The 20,537-nt window shown below is 63.5% G+C and carries 16 protein-coding genes and 1 pseudogene; 9 read left to right on the top strand and 8 right to left on the bottom strand.

The genetic code is table 11. The features are described 5' to 3' along the window. Positions 1-144: 144 nt before the first annotated feature. Positions 145-1,545: a TAXI family TRAP transporter solute-binding subunit gene (locus V1292_RS01220; RefSeq protein WP_334369948.1), complete on the bottom strand. Its 1,401-nt coding sequence runs from the start codon at positions 1,543-1,545 to the stop codon at positions 145-147. Between the two features lie 129 nt (positions 1,546-1,674). Here V1292_RS01220 and V1292_RS01215 point away from each other — a divergent pair, with 129 nt between their 5' ends. The 3 genes from V1292_RS01215 (at position 1,675) to V1292_RS01205 (ending at position 4,217) form a co-directional block, all read left to right on the top strand. Beyond that, complete coding sequence (locus tag V1292_RS01215; protein WP_334369947.1) at positions 1,675-2,730, top strand: glycosyltransferase family 4 protein; 1,056 nt, start codon at positions 1,675-1,677, stop codon at positions 2,728-2,730. A 58-nt stretch (positions 2,731-2,788) separates the two neighbouring features. Beyond that, on the top strand, positions 2,789-3,478 hold the full coding sequence (locus V1292_RS01210; protein ID WP_334369946.1) for a class I SAM-dependent methyltransferase: 690 nt from the start codon (positions 2,789-2,791) through the stop codon (positions 3,476-3,478). A gap of 121 nt (positions 3,479-3,599) precedes the next feature. Next, positions 3,600-4,217 carry a hypothetical protein gene (locus V1292_RS01205; protein WP_334369945.1) on the top strand — a complete coding sequence of 206 codons (618 nt, stop codon included), beginning with the start codon at positions 3,600-3,602 and terminating at the stop codon, positions 4,215-4,217. Between the two features lie 216 nt (positions 4,218-4,433). Here the strand turns inward: V1292_RS01205 and V1292_RS01200 are convergent, their stop codons facing one another. Beyond that, a complete protein-coding gene (locus V1292_RS01200; RefSeq protein WP_334369944.1) occupies positions 4,434-6,098 on the bottom strand; it encodes an aminotransferase class III-fold pyridoxal phosphate-dependent enzyme in 1,665 nt (554 codons plus the stop codon). 34 nt (positions 6,099-6,132) lie between these two features. Between V1292_RS01200 and asd the strand changes: the two genes are divergently transcribed. The 3 genes and pseudogenes from asd (at position 6,133) to V1292_RS01185 (ending at position 8,720) form a co-directional block, all read left to right on the top strand. Continuing rightward, a complete protein-coding gene (asd, locus tag V1292_RS01195; RefSeq protein ID WP_334369943.1) occupies positions 6,133-7,002 on the top strand; it encodes an archaetidylserine decarboxylase in 870 nt (289 codons plus the stop codon). A gap of 67 nt (positions 7,003-7,069) precedes the next feature. Next, positions 7,070-7,508, top strand: a pseudogene (locus V1292_RS01190) (NUDIX hydrolase); the annotation flags it as partial. Between the two features lie 498 nt (positions 7,509-8,006). Further along, positions 8,007-8,720 (top strand): DNA helicase, encoded by a 714-nt coding sequence (locus V1292_RS01185; RefSeq protein WP_334369942.1) that lies wholly within the window; start codon positions 8,007-8,009, stop codon positions 8,718-8,720. A gap of 126 nt (positions 8,721-8,846) precedes the next feature. Here the strand turns inward: V1292_RS01185 and V1292_RS01180 are convergent, their stop codons facing one another. Next, a complete protein-coding gene (locus V1292_RS01180; RefSeq protein ID WP_334369941.1) occupies positions 8,847-9,584 on the bottom strand; it encodes a DUF2147 domain-containing protein in 738 nt (245 codons plus the stop codon). 289 nt (positions 9,585-9,873) lie between these two features. On the opposite strand from V1292_RS01180, the gene V1292_RS01175 reads away from it, so the two are divergent. Together V1292_RS01175 and V1292_RS01170 are read left to right on the top strand one after the other, a co-directional pair. Further along, positions 9,874-10,704: a DUF2147 domain-containing protein gene (locus V1292_RS01175; protein WP_334369940.1), complete on the top strand. Its 831-nt coding sequence runs from the start codon at positions 9,874-9,876 to the stop codon at positions 10,702-10,704. Positions 10,705-11,122: 418 nt separating this feature from the next. Next, positions 11,123-12,406: an extensin-like domain-containing protein gene (locus V1292_RS01170; RefSeq protein WP_334369939.1), complete on the top strand. Its 1,284-nt coding sequence runs from the start codon at positions 11,123-11,125 to the stop codon at positions 12,404-12,406. Positions 12,407-12,469: 63 nt separating this feature from the next. Here V1292_RS01170 and V1292_RS01165 read toward each other — a convergent pair whose 3' ends face one another. From V1292_RS01165 to V1292_RS01145, 5 genes are all read right to left on the bottom strand, one after another. Continuing rightward, positions 12,470-13,411, bottom strand: coding sequence for an FAD binding domain-containing protein (locus tag V1292_RS01165; protein ID WP_334369938.1), 942 nt, complete (start codon positions 13,409-13,411; stop codon positions 12,470-12,472). After that, the gene (locus V1292_RS01160; RefSeq protein WP_334369937.1) at positions 13,408-16,098 is read right to left on the bottom strand and encodes a molybdopterin-dependent oxidoreductase; all 2,691 of its coding nucleotides are present in this window, start codon (positions 16,096-16,098) and stop codon (positions 13,408-13,410) included. The genes V1292_RS01165 and V1292_RS01160 overlap by 4 nt, the downstream gene beginning before the upstream one ends. Then, a complete protein-coding gene (locus V1292_RS01155; RefSeq protein WP_334369936.1) occupies positions 16,095-16,778 on the bottom strand; it encodes a TetR/AcrR family transcriptional regulator in 684 nt (227 codons plus the stop codon). Before V1292_RS01155 ends, V1292_RS01160 begins: the two co-directional genes overlap by 4 nt. Before the next feature lie 82 nt (positions 16,779-16,860). Beyond that, a complete protein-coding gene (locus V1292_RS01150) occupies positions 16,861-17,211 on the bottom strand; it encodes a KTSC domain-containing protein (protein WP_334369935.1) in 351 nt (116 codons plus the stop codon). Positions 17,212-17,390: 179 nt separating this feature from the next. Further along, complete coding sequence (locus tag V1292_RS01145; RefSeq protein WP_334369934.1) at positions 17,391-17,738, bottom strand: YunG family protein; 348 nt, start codon at positions 17,736-17,738, stop codon at positions 17,391-17,393. A 532-nt stretch (positions 17,739-18,270) separates the two neighbouring features. Here V1292_RS01145 and V1292_RS01140 point away from each other — a divergent pair. Beyond that, entirely contained in the window at positions 18,271-20,514 is a 2,244-nt protein-coding gene (locus V1292_RS01140; RefSeq protein WP_334369933.1) for a TonB-dependent siderophore receptor, read from the top strand. Positions 20,515-20,537: the final 23 nt, after the last annotated feature.

Genomic DNA, 20,537 nt, shown 5'->3' with positions numbered 1-20,537 from the left:
CCTTCATTGTCCTCCTGCGTGTCTTAATTTTCCGTGACGGTGGCACGGGGAACAGAAGGCGGACCTGACAAATGTTAGGTCGTCGGCTGCATTACGTCCGGCGCCGGCAAATCTAATCGAAGGGGGAGAAGGCCACCTAACCAATCAAGCCTGGCCGGCTCGCATTCGCGGCATGCCGGCCTCGCCGGCGTTGAGCACGACGCGGCGGTCGGCGACTGCGTGATGGAATTGCTCGAGCGCTAAACCGATCACCGACAGGTCGCCGTCCTCGACGGCGCCGTCGTCATAGCAATCCAGCGCGTGACGCAATATGCCGTCGGCTGTGTTCTGCATCTCCGCCAGCTCTTCCGCCGTTTCTGCCTTGCGTACCCTGGAAATCAGGTCGAGCAGTTCATCGCGATGGCCGACATACACTTCGCGCTCGTCGCTGTTCCAGTAATGCCTGAACCATGCGCCGGCAGAACCCAGGCCCGACAGGATCAGGATCGCGAACCAGATGTAGTCGGTGTATTTTTCGAGGAACGTTCGCTCGTTGCCGTCGATATAGGCGGCTGCGCCTGCATGCGCCGGCAGCGCTGCGTCCTTTTCGGTATCGGGCTTCTCGATCTGCGAGGCGGTCGGCAATTCACGCGCGAGCTGCTGGCGGTTGGTGAAGAGCTGGCGGGCGAAGGCGGCGACCGCCGTATCCGACAATGACTTCGGTGCGATGATCAGGTGGTTGACGGCCACCGTATCGACCTTGTCTTCCGGCCGCTGCGGTGAAGCGCCGAAGATGCTGGCAGGAATTTCCTCGGATTCGTAGATCGGATTTTTCTTGGCGATCGCATCGGAAACCTCGATCGGCAGGAATTTCGGCTCACCGCGGGCAGTCGCGGTTGCAGCGATCGCGTCCACGGTGATCTTGCTCTTGAGCGGGCCGACCGCCATGAAGGCATCGACCGACTGATCTTTCGCCATTTCGCCGATCTGATTGGTGGCGAACTGGCTGATCGTGACCTTGTCGGGATTGATGCCGGACTCTTTCAGGATCCCGCGCAACAGCGCGACATTGGCCTGCGTGCGCCCGATCACGCCGACGCGGTGGCCGGCCAGTTCATCGAGACTCTTGATCTTGGGCGTGGGTTGCTTCTTCGAGCCCTTGGCAGGAAGGCCGGAAGGCGCCCACAGCACGACGACGTTCTTGCGCAGGATGGCAACCGACTCGGCGTTGGTCGGCAGGTTCAGGTCGCCGCGCGCCACCGCAAGATCGGCCTTGCCGTCCGTGAACAGGGCTATGCTTTCCACCGCCCCTTCCGTCGTGATCGGCGCCAGCCGTACCGAACTGCCCTCGCGCGCAAATGTCTGTGCCATCAACTGGACCAGCTTCTGGTCATCGCTGCCGGCCGGGCCGACTGCAATCCGCAGCGTCGTCGGCCGCAGCACGTAATACAGCGTGCCCGCGGCGACGCCGAACGCGAGCAGGCCGGCGGCAAGGATCAGAAGCGCATAGCTCTTCCGCTTCCGCCGGCGGCGGGATCGCGCAGGATTGTCGTTGTTGTCTGTCATCTCGCTGTCACGTTACACGAAAATGCGTGGAGGGGACTTAAAAACATCCTTACATATCGATGACGTCATACGCTTGAAATATCCATGGCTGAACGTCGGATTTGAGAATCATTAATCTCGGGTCCGGACATGAAGATATTGATTGCGACCGATGCATGGCATCCGCAGGTGAACGGTGTCGTCCGCACGCTGACGTCGCTGGCGCGCAGCGCCTCTGCGCTCGACGCCGATATCAGCTTCCTGACCCCGGACGGATTTCCTTCCCTCGGCGTTCCGACCTATCCTGGCTTGCGAGTCGCACTGCCGAACCGGCGCGAGATCGCGCGACGGATCGAAGAGGCGGCGCCCGACGCCATCCACATCGCAACCGAGGGGCCGATCGGCTGGATGGTGCGCGCCTATTGCCGCCGCCGCAAGCTTTCGTTCACCACGTCCTATACGACGCGCTTTCCCGAATATATCGCCGTCCGCACCGGACTCCCGGCTGCCGTCGGCTATGCAGTGCTGAGGCACTTTCATGCCGCGTCTTCCACGGTCATGGTCGCCACCGACTCGCTGCGGCAGGAACTTTCCGCGCGGGGCTTTCGGAAACTCGGCTTCTGGACGCGCGGCGTCGACACCGAATTGTTCAACCCGCACAATCCAGCGGCGCTCGATCTGCCGCGGCCGATCTTCATGACGATGGGCCGCGTCGCGGTGGAAAAGAACCTCGATGCGTTCCTGTCACTCGACCTGTCGGGATCGAAAGTGGTCGTCGGCGACGGACCGCAGAAGGCGCAGCTCGCGCAAAAATACCCTGACGCAATTTTCCTCGGCGAGAAGAAGGGCGCGGAGTTGACCGCGCATCTCGCCGCCGCCGACGTCTTCGTGTTTCCGAGCCTTACCGACACGTTCGGCGTCGTGCAGCTCGAGGCCTTGGCGTGCGGCACGCCGGTCGCGGCATTCCCGGTCACCGGCCCGAAGGACGTTATTGCCGATCATCCGATCGGCGCAATCGACACCGACCTTCGCAGCGCGTGCCTGCGCGCGCTGACGATGTCGCGCGAGGCCTGTCGGAACTTTGCGCTGGCGCGCTCCTGGGAAAACAGCGCGCGGCAGTTCCTCGGCAATCTGACCGCGCTGCAGCCGAGTCGCGTGTTGCGGCCGGTGCGCCGGGCGCCTGTGAGGGGCGCCGTGCAGGGCTGACCCGAAAAGTTCGATCATCAACACAAGTCATATGCGTGAGACGAAAGGCAAACCAACCATGGCAGACATCATCAAGCTTGACGGCACGAGGCCGCTCGATTTCGACCGCGAAACGGTCGAGCAGGCCTACGATCGCTGGGCGCCGGTCTATGACCTCGTATTCGGCGGCGTATTCAGCAAGGGTCGCAGGGCGGCGATTGCCGCCACCAACAAGATCGGTGGCCGGGTGCTCGAGGTCGGCGTCGGCACCGGCATTTCGCTGCCGCTATATGCGCCGCACCTGCGCATCTTCGGCACCGACATTTCGGAAGCGATGCTGCAGAAGGCGAAGAAGCGCGTCGATGAACTCGGCCTCAAGAACGTCGAAGGCCTCGCGGTGATGGATGCCGAAAATCTCGAATTCCCCGACGATTGCTTCGACGTGGTGATGGCGCAGTATGTCGTCACCGCGGTGCCGAACCCCGAAAAGGCGCTGGACGAATTCGCCCGCGTGCTGCGGCCGGGCGGCGAACTCATCATCCTCACCCGCGTCAGCGCCGATGCCGGCATGCGCCGCTTCATCGAGCGGCGACTGCAGCCGGTGGTGCGTCCGCTCGGCTTCCGCACCGCCGAATTCGCCTGGTCGCGCTATGCGCAATGGCTGGCGGGCGCGCGCGGCATGGAGCTGGCGGAGCGCCGCCTGGTGCCGCCGCTCGGCCATTTCTCGCTGGTGCGGTTTCGGAAAGTCGACGTCGCCGCGGCTGCCTGACGCGCCCTGATCGCCGTTGCGCCATCGCGCCACCGCGAACTGTCACATGTCATTATCATGATGTCACATGCCGGACATCGAATCTCAGTAGACCCGATCCCATCGGAATTTGGGGGAGAACATGATCAAGAACTTTCTGCAGGAACTGCGTACCCAGCGCTGGGACGACCATCGCTACTATCACCACAGCCGCATCAACCAGTCGCTGCACTTCGTCAGCGCGGCGAGCTTCCTGTTCGCTTATGCGATGCTGTTCGTCGATCCCGTCGTGTCGGCGCTGGTCGGCTGGCTGGTCTCGATGACGACGCGGCAGGCCGGTCACTTCTTCTTCGAACCGCGCGGCTATGACCACGTCAACCAGGCGACCCACGAACACAAGGAAGAGATCAAGGTTGGCTACAATCTGCAGCGCAAGGTCGTGCTGATGACGATCTGGGCGCTGTCGCCGCTGGTCTTGTATCTCGACCCGACCTTGTTCGGCCTGTTCACGCCCTGGACGTCGTCGGCGGACTTCATGCGGCAGGTCGCCAAGATCTGGCTTGCGGTCGGCATCGGCGGGCTGTTGTTCCGCACCGTGCACCTGTTCTTCATCCGCGACGTCGAGACCGGTTTGGTCTGGATGACCAAGATTCTCACCGACCCCTTCAGCGACCTGAAGCTGTACTACAAGGCGCCGCTGGCCCTCATGAAGGGCGAGCTGATCGATCCGGGTCTGGAGAAGCACGTCAAGCACGCGTGAGCGTTGCCGCTACTGAAAGCGTCATGCCCGGGCTTGTCCCGGGCATGAACGTCTTCCCATCCCGTCATTCCGGGGCGATGCGAAGCATCGAACTATGGTGCGCACTTGCGCACCTGAGAATCTCGAGATTCCGGGTCTGGTCCTTCGGACCATCCCGGAATGACGATGTCGCAATACGGAAAGGCGGGAGTCGTGCGCCGAAGAAAGATGTTCGCCTCAGCGCCCAAACCGCTTGGCAAGCATCTCCCGCAGAATCCGCCGCTTGATATTCTTGTTGGTCAGCGAGCCGTCATGCCACCACCAGCCGTCGCGCTTCATCTTCTCGCTGGCCGCGACAAACCGGTCGACCACCTCAGCGAAATCCGCATCCGTGTAGTTGAGGCTGAAGATCAGCCGGCCGGTGCCGACCCAGCTCAGCGCCAGCCCTTCGGCGCGCAGGTAGTATTGCAGCATCCAGTTGTAGCGCGACGGCTCGGTATATTGCACCGTCCAGATCGAGGAGATGTTGCTGACGCGGACCGGCAGATCCTGCGCGGCCAGCCGCTCGTTCAACGCTTTGGCGCGGCCGTTCCAGGTCTCGTCGAGCCCCTGGTAGACGGCATTGAAGTTCGGGCTGGCGAGCCTCGACAGGAACTCGTCCATAGCCGTCATCACGTAGGGATGCGAATTGAAGGTGCCGCGGGCAAAGCAGACGTCGGCGGGGCGATCGTCGCGGAAGCGTCGCATCAACTCCTTAGCGCCGCAGACCACGCCGACCGGCAAGCCGCCGGCGAGGCTCTTGCCGTAGGTGACCATGTCGGCGCGGACGCCGAAATATTCCTGCGCACCGCCGGCGGCGAGGCGGAAGCCGACGAAGACCTCGTCGAAGATCAGCACGATGCCGCGCTCGGTGCAGACCTCGCGCAATTTCTTCAGCCAGTCGGTGTAGGCCGCGCGATCGAACGCGCCTTTTCGCGAACTGTCGACGAGGGCGGAATCGCCGGGCGCGTTGGCGTTCGGATGCAACGCCTGCAAGGGATTGACCAGCACACAGGCAATGTCCCTGCGCGTGCGCAGCACATGCAGCGTGCGCTCCGACATATCGGCGAGCGTATACGTCTCGTGCGGCGAAACCGGATTGCCGACGCCGGGCTGCACGTCGCCCCACCAGCCGTGATAGGCGCCGGCGAAACGAACGAGATGCGTGCGCTTGGTGTGATAGCGCGCCAGCCGCACCGCCTGCATGACGGCTTCGGTGCCGGACATGTGGAACGAGACTTCGTCGAGGCCGGAAATCTCACACAGCCGGCGGACGTTGTCGGTGATGACGGGGTGATAGGGGCCGAGCACGGGGCCCAGCGCGCGGGCGCGCTTTTCGGCTTCCGTGATGCACTCCTTGTAAAAATCGTTGCCGAAAATGTTGACGCCGTAGGAGCCGGTCAGGTCGTAGAAGATGTTGCCGTCGACATCGGTAACGGTGACGCCGGCGGAAGACTGCATGAAGGCGCCGGTGCCGAGATTTTCGCGCACCAGCCGGCTGTACTGGAACGGCACGCGATAGGTTTCCGTAAACTGCAGATCGGAGATGTGCGCCGCAGCCTCGGCCGTCATCTGCCGGCCCTTGGCGTAGCGCTCCTCGTAGAGGCAGGCGAGCCGGAAGAAGGCGTCCTGCCGCTGCATGGCGACATCGCTGGGCGCGCCGTCGGAAGCGAAGAAATCGTCGATGTCGAATTCGTAATGCGGCACCAGCCGCGCGACCATCTTGGACATTTTGGAATGCCCGGTCAGCGAGCGGTGTTTTGCGCGCGACAGCGCCAGCCGTGCCTGCAATTTGGGGAACACTGCCGCGGCGCTAGCGACCGCAGCGGCGGACAGGGAAAGAATCGGAAGGGACGAATCCATGCCTGAAGCGCTAGCCAATCCTGCTGACAGATTGATGACAGTCCGGCGCCTGATCGCCCGCTTCACCCAGCAGGAGGACCTCAACTTCCTCCTGACCAACCGCATCCCGCGCGCCGCGCTGACGCGCTTCATGGGCTGGTTCAGCAAGATCGAGAATCCGCTCGTGCGCGATTCTTCGATTGGCTGCTGGCGGCTGTTTTCCGATCTCGATTTGTCGGAAGCGAGAAAGACCGAATTCAAGAGCTTGCACGATTGCTTTACGCGCGAGCTGCGCCCGGGGCTGCGGCCGGCGGATCCCGATCCGCACCTGGTGGCCAGTCCTTCCGACGGCATCATCGGCGCCTTCGGCAAGATCGCCGATACCGAGCTGTTCCAGATCAAGGGCGCGCCGTATTCGCTGCTGGATTTGCTCGGCGATCCCGCGCTGGTGGAGAGCCATCGCAACGGCCGCTTCCTGACGCTCAGGCTGACGTCCAGCATGTATCACCGCTTTCATGCGCCGTATGATTGCCGGATCGAGAAGGTGACCTTCATCCATGGCGACGTCTGGAACGTCAATCCGATTGCGCTGAAGCGGGTCGAGCGTCTGTTCTGCAAGAACGAGCGGGCGGTACTGCAGGCACGCCTGCCGTCCGGCGAGGCGCTGACGCTGGTGCCGGTCGCGGCCATTCTGGTCGCCAGCATCCGGCTGCATTTCCTGGATCGTACGCTCAATGCGCAGAGCAGGGGACCGACGGTGTTTCCCTGCGATGCGAAGGTGCGCAAGGGCGACGAGCTCGGCTGGTTCGAGCACGGCTCGACCATCATCGTGCTGGCGCCGGAGAACTTCGAATTTTGCGACAACGTCGCGGAGGGCGGGCGCATCCGCGCCGGCGAACGACTGTTGCGAAAGCCGCAGGTTTAATCTCGATTCTCCGGGCTATTGCCTCTATATGCTCGCGATCGCATTGCGACGACGCGGGAAGAGATAGATGGCGAGAGCGCCTGTCATGGCGGCAGGAGGAATCGTGTTGCGGCAGACGGAGCCGCCGTTGATCGCCGTGGTGCGCCCTGCGTAAGCGCAATGAATGGGTCTTGCCGAAGGGCAAGCTCGACGACGGCGAGACGCCGCGCGCTGCTGCCGAACGCGAGGTGATGGAAGAAACCGGGCACGACGTTGCCGTGCACGAATTTCTGGGCACGTTAGCCTATGAATCCCGCGGCGGCGCCAAGGTGGTGCATTACTGGCGCATGGAGGCGGGCGATGCGCCGACCCGCAAACTCATGCCCGACGTCAAGACGGTCGACTGGCTGCCGCTTGACGCAGCCGTCGCGCGGCTGTCGCGTGGCTATGAGCGCGCGTTTCTGGAACATGTCGGGCCGATCGCGTTGGCGGCGGCAAACGGCGTGGAAGGGATGGCGTTGCAGCCGGTGTCGCGAGAGCACAAGGCCGAGCGCGTCGGCTTTCTTCAAAACCTGCTTCGACTATTTCGCTAGCCCCGTGTCCCGGGCGCGAAGCAGCGCGCCAGCGATGCATCGCAGAGCCGGGACCCACACTCGCGCGGCAGGTAATGGCCCTGGCTCTGCGGCGCACCACTTTGTGGTGCACCGCGTCCGGGGCACGGCGCGTATGGCGCTTCGGTTTCGGGATTTTTTCGTTGTTGCGGGAAAAGTGTTTCGTCGCGGGAGCGCGATTCCCACATCGCTGCCGGTCGAATCGTTTCCACTATTTTTCGTACCGTCACCCAAGGTGGGCAATGTCCCTTCAGCAGGGATTGGCTATAATCTGATTCTGGCGCGGTCCACGCCTCCTCCCTCCGTCGGGAAAGCATCATTCATGCGGGGCCATTTCGATCATCGAACCAACTGTTCGAGCACGCAAAGCATAAGGAGGGGTTGTGAAATTGCTCGCAATAGGAGGTTCTTTCGATGAAGCTATCTGCGCCCCTTTATCACTTGAAGCGTAAGGCCAAACTTCTATCCCGTGCCGAAAACATCCCGCTGCACGAGGCGCTCGACCGCATTGCGAGGCGAGAAGGCTTCAGCGCCTGGAGTTTGCTCGCGGCCAAAATGACTGCAACCGCGCCCGCTGAAAAACTGTTTGCGCGACTGGCTCCTGGCGACCTGGTGCTGATGGGCGCGCGCCCGGGGCAGGGCAAAACCCTGATGAGCCTCGAACTCGCCGTGCAAGCCATGAAGTCCGGCAGTCGAGGCGTGTTCTTCACGCTGGAGTATACGGAAAAGGATATTCTGGATCGTTTCCGCGCCATCGGCGTGGCGCGGGAGGATTTCGCCGGTCTGTTTGAATTCGATAGCTCCGACGACATGAGTTCAGATTACATCATCGAGCGGCTGGCCGCCGCGCCTCGCGGCACCCTGGTGGTCGTGGACTATCTGCAACTGCTCGACCAGAAGCGTGAGAATCCGGAGTTGATGGTTCAGGTTCGGGCGCTGCAGTCGTTCGCACGCGATCGAGGGCTGATCTTCGTCTTTATCTCGCAGATCGATCGCTCGTACGATCCGTTGAAGAAACCATGCCCCGATCTGGAAGATGTCAGATTGCCCAATCCGCTGGATCTGAGCCTCTTCACCAAGACATGTTTCCTGAACAATGGTGAGGTTCGGTTCCGGGCGGCAAGCTAGACGCGACGCCGTGATGCATGAAAGAGGCCCCGTGAAATCTCACGGGGCCCAAGTCTCGGGAGAATAAGTCTGGGGAGAATAAGTCTCGGGAGAATAGGTCTCGGGTAGAACTCGGGTGACAAATCTTCAGCTCACGCGCTTCCAGGTCTGGCCGCCGCAGAACATGCCGCCGAAGGCGCAACCCTGGACGCGCAGTGAGCTGGCGCCCTTCAGCGCGATCGTCGAGTCGTAGTTGCGGCCGCTGTCGGGATCATGAATCCGGCCGGTCCACTTGCTGCCCTGGGGCTTCATGTTGATCAGGATCCTTTCGCCGGTGTTGACGGAATAGCCGCACAGATTGGCGCCGCATTGCTCGATGCGCACGTTGCCCTTGTTCTCTTCCGTCGCCCAGACACCGATCGGCGAGTCGGCAGCGGGCGCTGCGGCCGCAGCCGGTTGCGGTGCAGGCGCGGGCGCGGCGGCGGCCGGGGCGGGCGGCGGCGGAGCGGGCGGTGCTTCGGTTTGCGCCGGCGTTGCGGCCGCGACGGTGGTTTGAGCGGGCGCAGGCGTTGCAGTTGGTGCCGCGGGAGCTGCAGGCTGCGGCGCGGCGGCCTGGGCGGATGCAGGAGCTGACGTCGCGGGTTTGGCCGGCGCGGTCGCGACCACCTCATCGTCGTCCTTGCTCTTCGAGCCCAGCCCTTTGAGGTCGATATTGCCGAGCGTGCCGTTATAGCCGGGCGCGGTGATCTTGATGCAGGAAATGGCGTTGCAGTTGCGCGGCGATTCGACACGAATGCGCTCGCCGTTGATCTGGAGGGTAATGCCGCCCGCATGCGCCGAGGTGGTGGCGATCAACAATGCGGCGAGGATGTACAGCTTCTTCATGAGAGCCTCCTGAGCGGCTTGTGCGTGGTGGCGGTGAACGTGGGCAGACCCTACGCGGGCGCGGGGACGCGCTCTGTGATGCAGATCACGAAGCGCTAGAGCCTCTTCGGTTCTGATTGAATCAGAACCGGGCTCTAGATTCTTGTTTTGACGCGTTTTCTTGACGCGAACCGGTGTCCGCTTCGCTTGAAAACGCTCCAGGCAGCGCCGAAGCGGCTCGGTGATTCAAATCACATCCAGCCGAAGTTCCCCGCGACTAATTTTCCGCGATCACCCGCGGGAGGCTTCGATGAAACAGCTTTGTTTTCTCGCCGTGCTGATGCTGTTTGGTTCTTCCGCCCATGCCGGCGCGATTTCATTCAAGATCGGCAGCCATCGGGTGCACATCGAATCCTCCAGGCATTGCCGTTCGACGTCCTGTGCCTCGATGTCGGTCTCCAGAAGCCTCAACTGGCGCCACAAACGCGACCGACATGACGATGATCGCGATGGGGCCGTGCCGGCGAAGCCTGCACCACAGACGGTTTCGCCACCTGCGCCGCCAGCAGCCCCGCCCAAGACCGTCGTCGCCGCGCCACCGCCGGCCGTCTACACCCCGGCCGCATCGACGACGGAAATCGTCGCGCCGCCACCGTCTCCGCCAACTCCGCCGCCTGCGCCCCCACCGGCTCAGCAGGCCTCGATTCCGTTGCCGCCGCCACCGCCTGCGAAACCGGCCGAAACTGTCCAGCCTGCGCCACAGGTTGAACGCGTCTCGCGTCAGGCCGAGGAAGGGCCATCGGATTCGCCGATCGGCGACTGGCAGACGGAAGGCAAGGGAAGGGTGCGGATCGGAAAATGCGGCGGCGCGCTGTGCGGCTATGTGCTCAATTCATCGTCGAACGAGGAGGGTGAGGCGATTCTGATCAACATGAAGCCGAAGACGGAAAGGCAATGGACCGGCGGCGTCTACAGCCAGGACAGCGGCGAGACGTATTACGGCACGATGTCGATGAAGGGGGTCGATACGCTTCGCGTCGAGGCCTGCGCGCTTCTCCGCTTCTACTGCTCCGGTAACAATTGGAGCCGCATCATGCGCCGAGCCGATAGCCTGGCGATGATGTCCGAGCCGCGCTCATGAATGGCTTATTTTGTTTTGACGCGTTTTCTTCACGCGAACCGGAATCCACTTCGCTCGAAAACGCTATGTGCACGAAAACGCCCGGTGACTTGGTCACCGGGCGTTCGGGTCCATTGTCTGGACGGGTAGTCTAGAACACGCCAAGCACAATCGCGCCGACGAAAGCAATTGCAACATACGCGGTTACAACGCCAAGTCTGCTGACGAGAGGACTTACGAAATCCATTGGGAAGGCTCCCTGGGTTCACGTCTGCCCGCACCTAACACTTAAGGTTAGCAAAGCGTTCCCGGCCCAAAAAGTCAGCGCCGCTGTCCATCCACGGAATCTGCACGGTCGGCAGCCCCGGCAACGTGGTAAAAAAATCGTTAAATCAACATGTTGAAGAGTCTTTAAATAAATTGGTTGAACGTGCGCGGGATGACGCGCGGAGTTCGTTTGTATCTCGTCGGCTCCTTCGTCCTCGTCTCGCTAGCGGGTTGTGGCCGCGGATTTTTTCAGTCCGCCGAGCGCGAACCGTGGCGTACCGAGGCCGAAGTCGCATGTCTGAAGTCCGGCGCGGTCAAGGAGAGCCCGGAGCTGGTCCGGATCGATCCGATCTCCGGTCCCGGCGTGTGCGGCGCGGAATATCCGCTGAAAGTGGCGGCGCTCGGCGAAAACACCGCCTCTTTCGGCTTTGCCGACGAAAGCCTGCGGCCGCCCGCCAATGTCGGCAATCAGCCGCGCTGGCCGATCGCGCGCGCCCCGGCGCCGGCTCCGCCCCAAGGAAGCTATTCTGGGAACTCTTCTGGGAGCTATTCTGGAAACTATCCTGGGAGCCATTCAGGAAACTATCCGAATCCGGCGCCGCGCCAGCCGAACTATGCCGCGCCGTCGAACGGCCCGATCTCGCTGTCCGCGCCGGGTGTCGCCTCGCAACAGGAGGACATCGATCTGCCGCCCGAAGGCGTGCCGACGCCGCACGGCGGCGGTTATGCGGCGCCACCATCCTATCCACCGCGTGACCGTTACACCGCGCCGTCTTCTGCGCCGTATCCGCCGCCGTCCAATTCGCCATCGCCGGCTGCGCCGCGGCTCGGTCCCGCGCAAGGCAATTCCGTCAGCGCCTTCGGACAGGTCTCGATGAAGCCGGCGGCGACGCTGGCGTGTCCGATCGTCTCCGCGCTCGACCGCTGGCTGACCGATTCCGTGCAGCCGGCGGCGATGCGCTGGTTCGGCATGCGCGTCGTCGAGATCAAGCAGATCTCCGCCTATTCCTGCCGCGGCATGAACGGCAATCCGCATGCCCATATTTCCGAGCACGCGTTCGGCAACGCGCTCGACATCGCAGCCTTCACGCTCGCCGACGGCAGGCGCATCACGGTCAAGGGCGGCTGGCGCGGCGTGCCGGAAGAGCAGGGCTTTCTGCGAGATGTGCACGCGGCCGCCTGCCAGCAGTTCAACACCGTGCTGGCGCCGGGCTCCAACTCCCACCACGAGGATCACATTCACGTCGACCTGATGCGCCGTCCCTCGCGCCGCACCATCTGTCAGCCCGCCGCGGCATCGGGCGAGCAGGTCGCCGCGCGCGCCCAGCGTAACCCTTACGCGTCACGCGATCCCTATTCGACGGGGTCGCTCGGCAGCAAAAAGCCCTGGTCGCGCTGGTTCAAGGGCAACAGCAAGGTCAACGAGGAAGACGAGTTCGAGGATCATCATCATTAGCGTTGAGCGAACTGCCCAACGCGTAGGATGGATAGAGCGAAGCAATACTTCGCTCTATCCATGCTACGAGATCTTCACGCTCACTCTTGCAATCTTCTCCAACAAATCCCGCACCACGCCCTTCAGCAGATCGAGCTTGTAGCCCGTCATCGGCAACGGCTTGGCGCCTGCCGTCGCCTGCTCGGCGGCGCTAGCGATATTCGCTGCACTGGCCGCGTTGCCTTGCAACACGGCTTCCGCAGCCGCAAGCCGCAGCGGCACCGGGGCGATGCCGCCGGCGGCCAGGCGGATGAACTGGAATGCGCCGTCCTTCACCACGGCGCGGGCGCAGACTTCGACCAGCGGCCATTCGGCATGGGTGCGGCTGATGGCGCGCTTGTAGAGCGCGCGCTCGCCTTGCAGCGATGAGGGGAGCTCGACGCTCGTGATCATCTCGCCCGGCTGCAGTGCGTTGTCGGCGGTACCGTTGGAGCCGTCGCCGAGGAGGTCGCCGATCGTCAGCGAACTCCGTTGGTCGGTCATCACTTTCGCATCATGGGCAAGCAGCGCCGCGGCCATCGTCGAGGGATGCGGCGCCACGCAGGGGCCGAGGTCGAACGCGACGTGGTAGAGATGATTGCCGGACCGCGCGGGACAATCCGGTCCGCCCTTCCTGAGACAGGCGATGTGCGGATTTCGAAAATACCAGCAGCGCGAACGTTGCGCGAGATTGCCGCCGAGGGTGGCGAAGTGACGGACCTGCGGCGTCGCCAATCCTTGCGCGGATGCGGCTATGCCCGGATACGCCGCGGCGACGCGTGCATCGGCCGCGATGGCGGCAATGGTGGTGAAGGCACCGAGGCGCAAACTTCCGTCGGCGCCCCAATGCATCCCGATCATGTCGGGCGCGGCTGAAATATCGATCAACGGCCCCGTCGAGACGCCGCTGCGGCGCCGCTCGGAGAGGTCGGTGCCGGCGGCGCGGAATTCGCCGGCTTGCGTGGCGGTCATGGCTGTCGGTGTCATGCGGCGGCCCTCCCTTTGAGCGCGGCGACGAGACGGTCGGGGCGGATCGGCAGTTCGGTCAGCCGAACCCCGGTCGCGTGGTGAATGGCGTTGGCGACCGCGGGCGAGGTCGGCACGGTTGCGACCTCGCCGATGCCGACACTGCCGCCGAGCACGTGATCGAATCCGCCCTGGTCGAAATGCACCTCGATGACAGGCGTGTCGGCGATTCCGGGAATGCGATAATCTTCCATGCCGCCGCTGAGCACATCGCCGGTGCGGGAATCGACCTCTCGTGTTTCATAGAGCGCGTAGCCGACGCCCTGGATGACCGCGCCAGCAGCTTGGCTGTGCGCCAGCGCGGGCGCCACCACCTTGCCGACCGCAATGCCGGTGTGAACCTTGACGACGCTGACATGGCCGAGCCAGGTATCGACCTCGACTTCGACGACCTGCACCGAACTCGGCACACCGGCGCCGATCGCAAGGTTGGAGAAGCGCCGCATCATCCAGCCGAAGATCCAACCCATGAAGCCGGCTTGCTTGAGCGGCGACTGGATGCCCGGCGCCATCTGCCTGGAGTCCTCCGGCCGCACACCGGAAGCGGCGAGGTCGGGCGAGGCTGCGAGCATTTCGCGCCACGGCGCATTGGAGCCGGGGACGGGTCGCCGTTTTGCGCTTTGCTGGATCGCGGCTTTCAACTGCTCGATGGCGAGCAGCATCGGCGGGATCACCGAAGCCGTCACCCGGCTGCCGCCGGAGCCCGGCCCTTCCGGCAGTTTGGAATCGCCGATCCGGACTTCGACTTCGTGCGGCTCCAGTCCAAACTCGCGTGCGAGCGTATTGGCGATCACGGTGCGGGTGCCGGTGCCGATATCCTGCGTCGCGGTGCTGGCGATCAGGCGTCCGCCCTTCACGGCCACCTCGACCTTGGAGCCGGGCTGCCACAAGTATAGCCAGTAGCCGGTGGCGACGCCGACGCCGCGGCGATAACGGCCGCTTTGCGCAGCGACCGGTTTGCGGTTGCGCCAGACCTCGAGGCTCGAAGCCCAATCGTAGAGCCGCTGGCGGTTAGGATCGGGATCCCAGCGTTTGCGAAGCGCGATCGCGTCGATGTTCATGCGCACCGCCGCTTCGTCGACCGCCTGCTCCAGCGCAAACGCCATCGGCGGCCCGCCGGGGCCGCGGAAGGGGGCACCAGCCGGCAAATTGCTGATGACATCGAAATCGGCCAGTTCCTTGCCTTCTGCGGGATAGATCAGGCGGGCAAGTGCCGCGATGGTTGAATTGGTCGCAGCTCCTGTATCGGCATAAGCGGTGAACGAAAGCGCTTTCAATTCGCCCTGGTCGGACGGCAGCAGCGCGACCTTCATTTCCGCCGCCGGCCGATAGCCGGTAACCGAAAGCTCCTCGTGCCGATCGTAGGCGACGCGCACCGGCGCCTTGGCCTCGCGCGCCAGCTCGATCGCGGTGGTCGTTTCCACGCCAAGCGCAGCCTTCGAGCCAAAGCCGCCACCGACATGGTCGGCAATCACGCGCACCTTGTCGTGGGCGAGCTTGTAGCGCTTGGCGATCAGCTCCATCAGGTGAAACACGGCTTGCGTCGAGACATGCACGGTGAGCCGATCGCCGTCGAAACGCGCGACCGCCGCATGCGGCTCGAGGCAGGCATGCTGTTGCGTGCCGGTGCGGAAGGTGCCCTCCACCAGCAGCGGATTGTTCGCGGAGCGCGCGCTGTCGATCCAGCTTCGCACCTTCTTCGGCTTCTTGGAGAACGCCGCCGAGGGGCCGCGGATGTTACCTTTCCAGGAGGCGGGCGCTCCGGCTCCTTCGGAGACGTTACCGGCCTTCTTGCGCGTGGATTTTTCGAACACGACGGGCGCATCGGCCCCGCGCGCTTCATCGAGCCCGATTACCGACGGCAGGCGTTCGCCTACGACCTTGATTGCGGTGATGGCGGCCAGCGCCGTCTTGCGATCCCTGGCGGCGACGGCGGCGATAGGCTCACCGACAAAGCGGACGATGCGGTCGTCGCCGAGCAGCGAGATCGCTGCGCTCACACCCGGCATGGCGCGCGCGGCGGTGAGATCGAGCTCACCGATGCGCGCATGCGCGAACGGCGAGCGCAGGATCACGCCTTCGAGCTGGCCGTCATGATGGATGTCGACGGTATACTTCGCCGATCCCGTCACCTTGTCGCGCGCTTCCATGCGCGGCGGAACGAACTCCTCGCCGTCGAAGCGGCCGGCGCAGGCATCCGCCACGGCGCGGAAGATTCCGTCATAGGCGCCGCAGCGGCAGAGATGCCCCGACAGCGCCGCGCCGATTTCCTCGCGCGAGGGCACCGCCGTTGCCTTGGCCGCACGCCAGGAATCATGAAACGCCGCTGCCTCGACGATGAAGCCCGGCGTGCAGAAGCCGCATTGCAGGGCGTCGTGCGCCATGAAGGCCTTCTGCACCGGGTGAAGTTTTTCCGCGCCGATGCCTTCGACCGTAGTCACGTTTCTGTCCGCGGCGGTGCGCGCCGGCATCAGGCAACTCACGGCAGGCTCGCCGTCGACCAGCACTGTGCAAGCGCCGCAGACGCCGGCCCCGCACACAAGCTTGGTGCCGGTGAGGTCGAGTTCGTCGCGCACGACGTCGACCAGCAGCGCATCGGGATCGTCGGGGAGGGGAGCGAGCTTGCCGTTGATCGTCATGGTGCTCATCTGCGATCTCCAGGTTTGCGGGCGGATTTCTTGTCGGGTTTCTTGTCGGCTTTCTTGGCCGGCTTCGGTTTGGCCCCGCGCGGCTGCTTCGCCGGGCCGACGGCCCCGGCGATCAGCGTGCGCAGCATGATTTCCAGATCCTTCAGGAAGGCGTCAGTCGGCTGCATCGCGGGGTAGGCGGATTTGGTGCCGTTGACCGCCATCTCCACGCATCGCGCAAGATCGCGCGGCGTCATGCCGGCGTTGAGAACGAGGCTCTGCTTGCGGCAAACGCGTGTGATCGTCGCGTCGAGCTGATCCGCATAGGCGGCGGCATATTTCTGATAGAGGTCGCGCGCCTGCAGGAGATGTTCGGAGAACAGCTCCTCGACATGCGGCGAGCCATCGAGCGAAGCGGCCAATTGCCCGAGCTTGGCGGAGACCGATGCGACGAGAATATCGGCGAGGCTGCCGCCTTGCTTCTCGGCGGCGCCGGCCGCGGCGATTTCAGCGGCGAGCGCTTCCTCATGCAGCCGTTCGATGACGGCGCGAAACAGCGCTTCCTTGGATTTGAAATGATGGTAGAGCGCCTGCCGCGTCAGTCCGGCGGCCTCCGCCGCCTGCTCGATCGACGAGCGTCGAAAACCGTGCCGGCGGAATACCAGCATCGCGGCATCCAGAATGCGCGTGCGCGGACCCATTTTACGATTTTGACAAAAATAGATGAATTGTCAAATCACGGAGGCGCGAGGGACACGATGGCCACAATGGGCAGGCGGGACGTCACTGATATGACGGCGCCTTGCCGGGCCGGCAGTCGTAAGGCCGGTTGCCTTCGCGGCCGGCCGTCTCAACGGTTGCGTGGAAGTACTGGCCCATCGATGGCGCGTTCAGGAGCGCATCGTACGCGGCTTTCGGCACGTCGCAATATTGCTGGTAGACCGCGTGGCGCTGGAGCAGCATGCGCCGGGTTTCGCTGTCGTAACATACCCGGCTAATGATGCTGCTGCGGGTGATGTCCCGGCAGGTGAACCGCGCGAGGTCGACGGGGCCTCGATCTTTCACCTCAACAATCTCGGCTGCTTCCCAGGGCGCGGTGAAGAGCAAAACGAGAATGAAGGCGATGCGGGTCATTTGGCGTCAACATCCTTCACCGTGGTCGCACGTGTCCCGGGCGCGATGCAGCGCGCAGCGCTGCGTCGCAGAACCGGGACCCATTGTCGCGATCGCGCGGTAGATAGTGGGCCCCGGCTCTGCGGCGCACCGCTTCGCGGTGCCCCGCGTCCGGGGCATGAGCGACAGATTTCGAGAGGTCAACAACCTGATTGTATCCGTCCGAGAAGCAATTCGTATTGCTTCATGGACGTGTCATCGAGCGCCTCCTGCCTGTTGCTTGGCAGGTCATCATACCCGATTGGGCTGTCGAACTGGCTCATCGTGAAATCGACGCGCCGCCCGTTGACCTGATTGTAGAAATGCCAGGCGCCGTTGACCTGCGTTTTCAGGATCTCGCCTCCGAGTTCGTCCTGGATCACCAGCGCCGTCACCGAGCATTGACCCGCCGCGGGATTGTCGGACCGCCACTGGCTGCTCGTCTCCGCCGACCAGGCGCTGCGCAGCTTGTGATAGAGGCCGGTCAGGGATGAGCAACCCGTCGTCATCAATACCCCGTGCGTGCGGTGATGGTGCTCCTGCCGAGTCGCGCGTCACGCTTCATGGCGCGAGCGACGACCGGCTAACGAACGCGTCAGCCGGGATGCAGGAAGAGTGCGAGCAGCAGAATGATCGACAGCGGAACGCCGGTCATCCAAAAAAGTGCGCTCTTGACGGACATCATCCCTGCCTCCGAGCGGAGATAAACTATCCAGCGGAACTTTGGTTCCTAAGCCAAGGCATTTTCGTTGATGTCGTTGCGAAACGCAACCATTACGTGCGATGGCATCATTTTGTTCCCCACTTCCTTGGCTCCCTGCGAGCTGCTGCTGCGCCACAGTGGCTACAACAACGATGCATCCGCGTACTCGCGCAAAGCCGCGTATTGCCAATTCCTCACAACCGCCGATCGGCGCAATCCAGTTTCTTGGAGGAATACTAATTCTAAACCCGTGATTGGTTCGCTGTTTCATCCTTCGCGCACTTCATCACCATGGTCATGCTTGTTACTGGTCCCGCGCGAATCGATGAGGACTGGAAATGACTGCATGCTTGAAGACCGCGGGATGGCTCGGCGCCGCGCTGCCGATGCTCGCCGCGATGATCGATGTGACGCCGGCGGAAGCGCAATCGTCCGCGCGAGAATTGCCGGCCGTCGTGGTCGACCAGCCCTCACGTCCGCCGGCCGCGCGCTCGCGTCCCGTACCGAGACGGCAAGCCGCGTCAGCGGCGAGCCGTCGCACGGCCCAGCGCGGACGGACGGCGCCTGATGCTGCCGCTGGCGCGCGCGCGGAAACGGGCACCGGACCGGTACGAGGTTATCTCGCCGGGCAAAGCGGCACCGGCACCAAGACCGACACGCCGCTGCGCGAAACGCCGCAATCGATCACGGTGGTGACCGCCGACCGCGTCACCGACCAGGGCGCGCTCACCGTGCAGGAAACGCTGCGCTACGTACCCGGCGTGTTCGCCGACGCCTTTGGCCCGGATTCACGCGGCGACTATCCGCGCTTTCGCGGCCAGGATCCAAACATTTATCTCGATGGCACCCGCGTGGTGAACACGTTCCAGTTCAACGAATGGCGGCCCGATCCCTACACGCTGGAGCGCATCGAGGTGCTGCGCGGGCCGTCATCGGTGCTGTATGGCGACACCTCGACGGCAGGCCTGCTGAACCTGATTTCGAAGCGTCCGCAGGCGGAGGCCTTCAACGAGATCGGCGTGCAATATGGCAGTTTCAACCGCAAGCAGGTGCAGCTCGATAGCACAGGTAAACTCACCAAGGACGGGGAGTGGCTGTATCGCTTCATCGGCGTATTCCGCGACAGCAATACGCAAACCGACTACGTCAAGGATGACCGCATCGTGCTGGCGCCGTCGCTGACGTGGCGGCCGACCAACAACACCAGTTGGACCGTGCTCGGCACCTACCAAAAGGATATGAGTGGTATCTCCACTGCGTTCCTGCCGCATGAGGGCACACTATTCCCCGGCCCCAACGGGCTTATTCCAGTGCGGCGATTTACCAGCGAGCCCAGCTATGATCGCTACCAGACCGAAACCGGCGCGGTCTCGAGCCTGTTCGAGCACAGCTTCAGCGACGGCCTGAAGATCCGGCAGAACATGCGTTACGCCCATATCGAGGGCATCTACCGGTTCATCTATCCGGACATCTATTCAAATCCAGATCCATTTCTGGGGGATCCTCAGCGGCGCACCGTGGCACGGTTCGTCTCGGGACGGGAAACCAGCAAGAACAGTTTTACCTCGGACAGCAACGCCGAATTGAAGTTCGCGACCGGCCCGATCACGCACAAAGCGCTGTTCGGCGTCGACTATCGCAGCCTTCAGGAAAGCGCGTTGTCTGGCACCTACCTCGATCTGACGCGGTTCGATCTCTATGCGCCGGTTTATAACGGCGTCGCTGCGCCGCCGTTATCGCCGGAACCGGACCTGCGGCAGAGCCAGCTTGGGCTCTACGCGCAGGACCAGATGCGGCTCGGGCCGTGGCTGGCGGTCGTCGGCCTGCGCCAGGATTTTGTCACCAACAACGTGCAAGGGGCGCCGGCGGAAGACACCAGGGCGACCACTGGCCGCGCGGGACTGATGTACGAATTGCCGTTCGGCCTGACGCCCTATGTCACCTATGCGCAATCTTTCACTCCGATCTTCGGCTCCGGCATCTGTGTCGGTGGCACCTGCAAAGCACAGCAGGGCGAAATGGTGGAGCTGGGCTTCAAGTACAATCCAATGCCCGGCACGGCGATCAACGGTGCGATCTTCGACACCACCGAGAAGAACCGGCTGGCGAGCAGCCCCGACGGCGCTCTGCTCTCGGTCCAGACCGGGCAGGTGCGCATTCGCGGCGCCGAGCTCGAGGTGATCAGCCGCGTGACACCGGACCTCGATCTGATCGGTGCCTATTCCTACCTCGATGCTCGGGTGGAAAGCGGCGACAATGCCGGCAAGCGTGTCGAAACCGTGCCCGACCATCAGGCCTCGCTATGGGCGAAGTACCGTCTCACCGCGCTCGGCCTGCAAGGCGTCACCGTCGGCGGCGGCGTGCGCTATATCGGCGAGTCCTGGGACGGCACCGACGCCATCCGCACGCCTGATTACACGCTGTTCGACGCCATGATCCGCTACGAGACTGGCCCTTGGCGGTTTCAGGTCAACGCCAGCAACATCGCCGACAAGCGTCATGTCACCACCTGCTGGTCGCGTGGCGACTGCTTCTTCGGCATCGGCCGCACCGTGCTGGGGAGCGCGACGTACAGATTCTAGCGAGGGCATCATCAAAAAAGCGC

Origin of the sequence: Bradyrhizobium sp. AZCC 1719 (assembly GCF_036924525.1) — a bacterium.
Lineage (GTDB): Bacteria > Pseudomonadota > Alphaproteobacteria > Rhizobiales > Xanthobacteraceae > Bradyrhizobium.
This window is presented reverse-complemented; position numbering and strand designations above follow the sequence as displayed.

Coding starts and splice junctions, on each gene's coding strand:
- V1292_RS01170 (WP_334369939.1), top strand. CDS start 11,123: ATGACGCGCGGAGTTCGTTTGTATCTCGTCGGCTCCTTCGTCCTCGTC.
- V1292_RS01185 (WP_334369942.1), top strand. CDS start 8,007: ATGAAGCTATCTGCGCCCCTTTATCACTTGAAGCGTAAGGCCAAACTT.
- V1292_RS01165 (WP_334369938.1), bottom strand. CDS start 13,411: ATGACACCGACAGCCATGACCGCCACGCAAGCCGGCGAATTCCGCGCC.
- V1292_RS01155 (WP_334369936.1), bottom strand. CDS start 16,778: ATGGGTCCGCGCACGCGCATTCTGGATGCCGCGATGCTGGTATTCCGC.
- V1292_RS01145 (WP_334369934.1), bottom strand. CDS start 17,738: ATGACGACGGGTTGCTCATCCCTGACCGGCCTCTATCACAAGCTGCGC.
- V1292_RS01205 (WP_334369945.1), top strand. CDS start 3,600: ATGATCAAGAACTTTCTGCAGGAACTGCGTACCCAGCGCTGGGACGAC.
- V1292_RS01215 (WP_334369947.1), top strand. CDS start 1,675: ATGAAGATATTGATTGCGACCGATGCATGGCATCCGCAGGTGAACGGT.
- V1292_RS01210 (WP_334369946.1), top strand. CDS start 2,789: ATGGCAGACATCATCAAGCTTGACGGCACGAGGCCGCTCGATTTCGAC.
- V1292_RS01220 (WP_334369948.1), bottom strand. CDS start 1,545: ATGACAGACAACAACGACAATCCTGCGCGATCCCGCCGCCGGCGGAAG.
- V1292_RS01180 (WP_334369941.1), bottom strand. CDS start 9,584: ATGAAGAAGCTGTACATCCTCGCCGCATTGTTGATCGCCACCACCTCG.
- V1292_RS01200 (WP_334369944.1), bottom strand. CDS start 6,098: ATGGATTCGTCCCTTCCGATTCTTTCCCTGTCCGCCGCTGCGGTCGCT.
- V1292_RS01175 (WP_334369940.1), top strand. CDS start 9,874: ATGAAACAGCTTTGTTTTCTCGCCGTGCTGATGCTGTTTGGTTCTTCC.
- asd (WP_334369943.1), top strand. CDS start 6,133: ATGACAGTCCGGCGCCTGATCGCCCGCTTCACCCAGCAGGAGGACCTC.
- V1292_RS01150 (WP_334369935.1), bottom strand. CDS start 17,211: ATGACCCGCATCGCCTTCATTCTCGTTTTGCTCTTCACCGCGCCCTGG.
- V1292_RS01160 (WP_334369937.1), bottom strand. CDS start 16,098: ATGAGCACCATGACGATCAACGGCAAGCTCGCTCCCCTCCCCGACGAT.
- V1292_RS01140 (WP_334369933.1), top strand. CDS start 18,271: ATGACTGCATGCTTGAAGACCGCGGGATGGCTCGGCGCCGCGCTGCCG.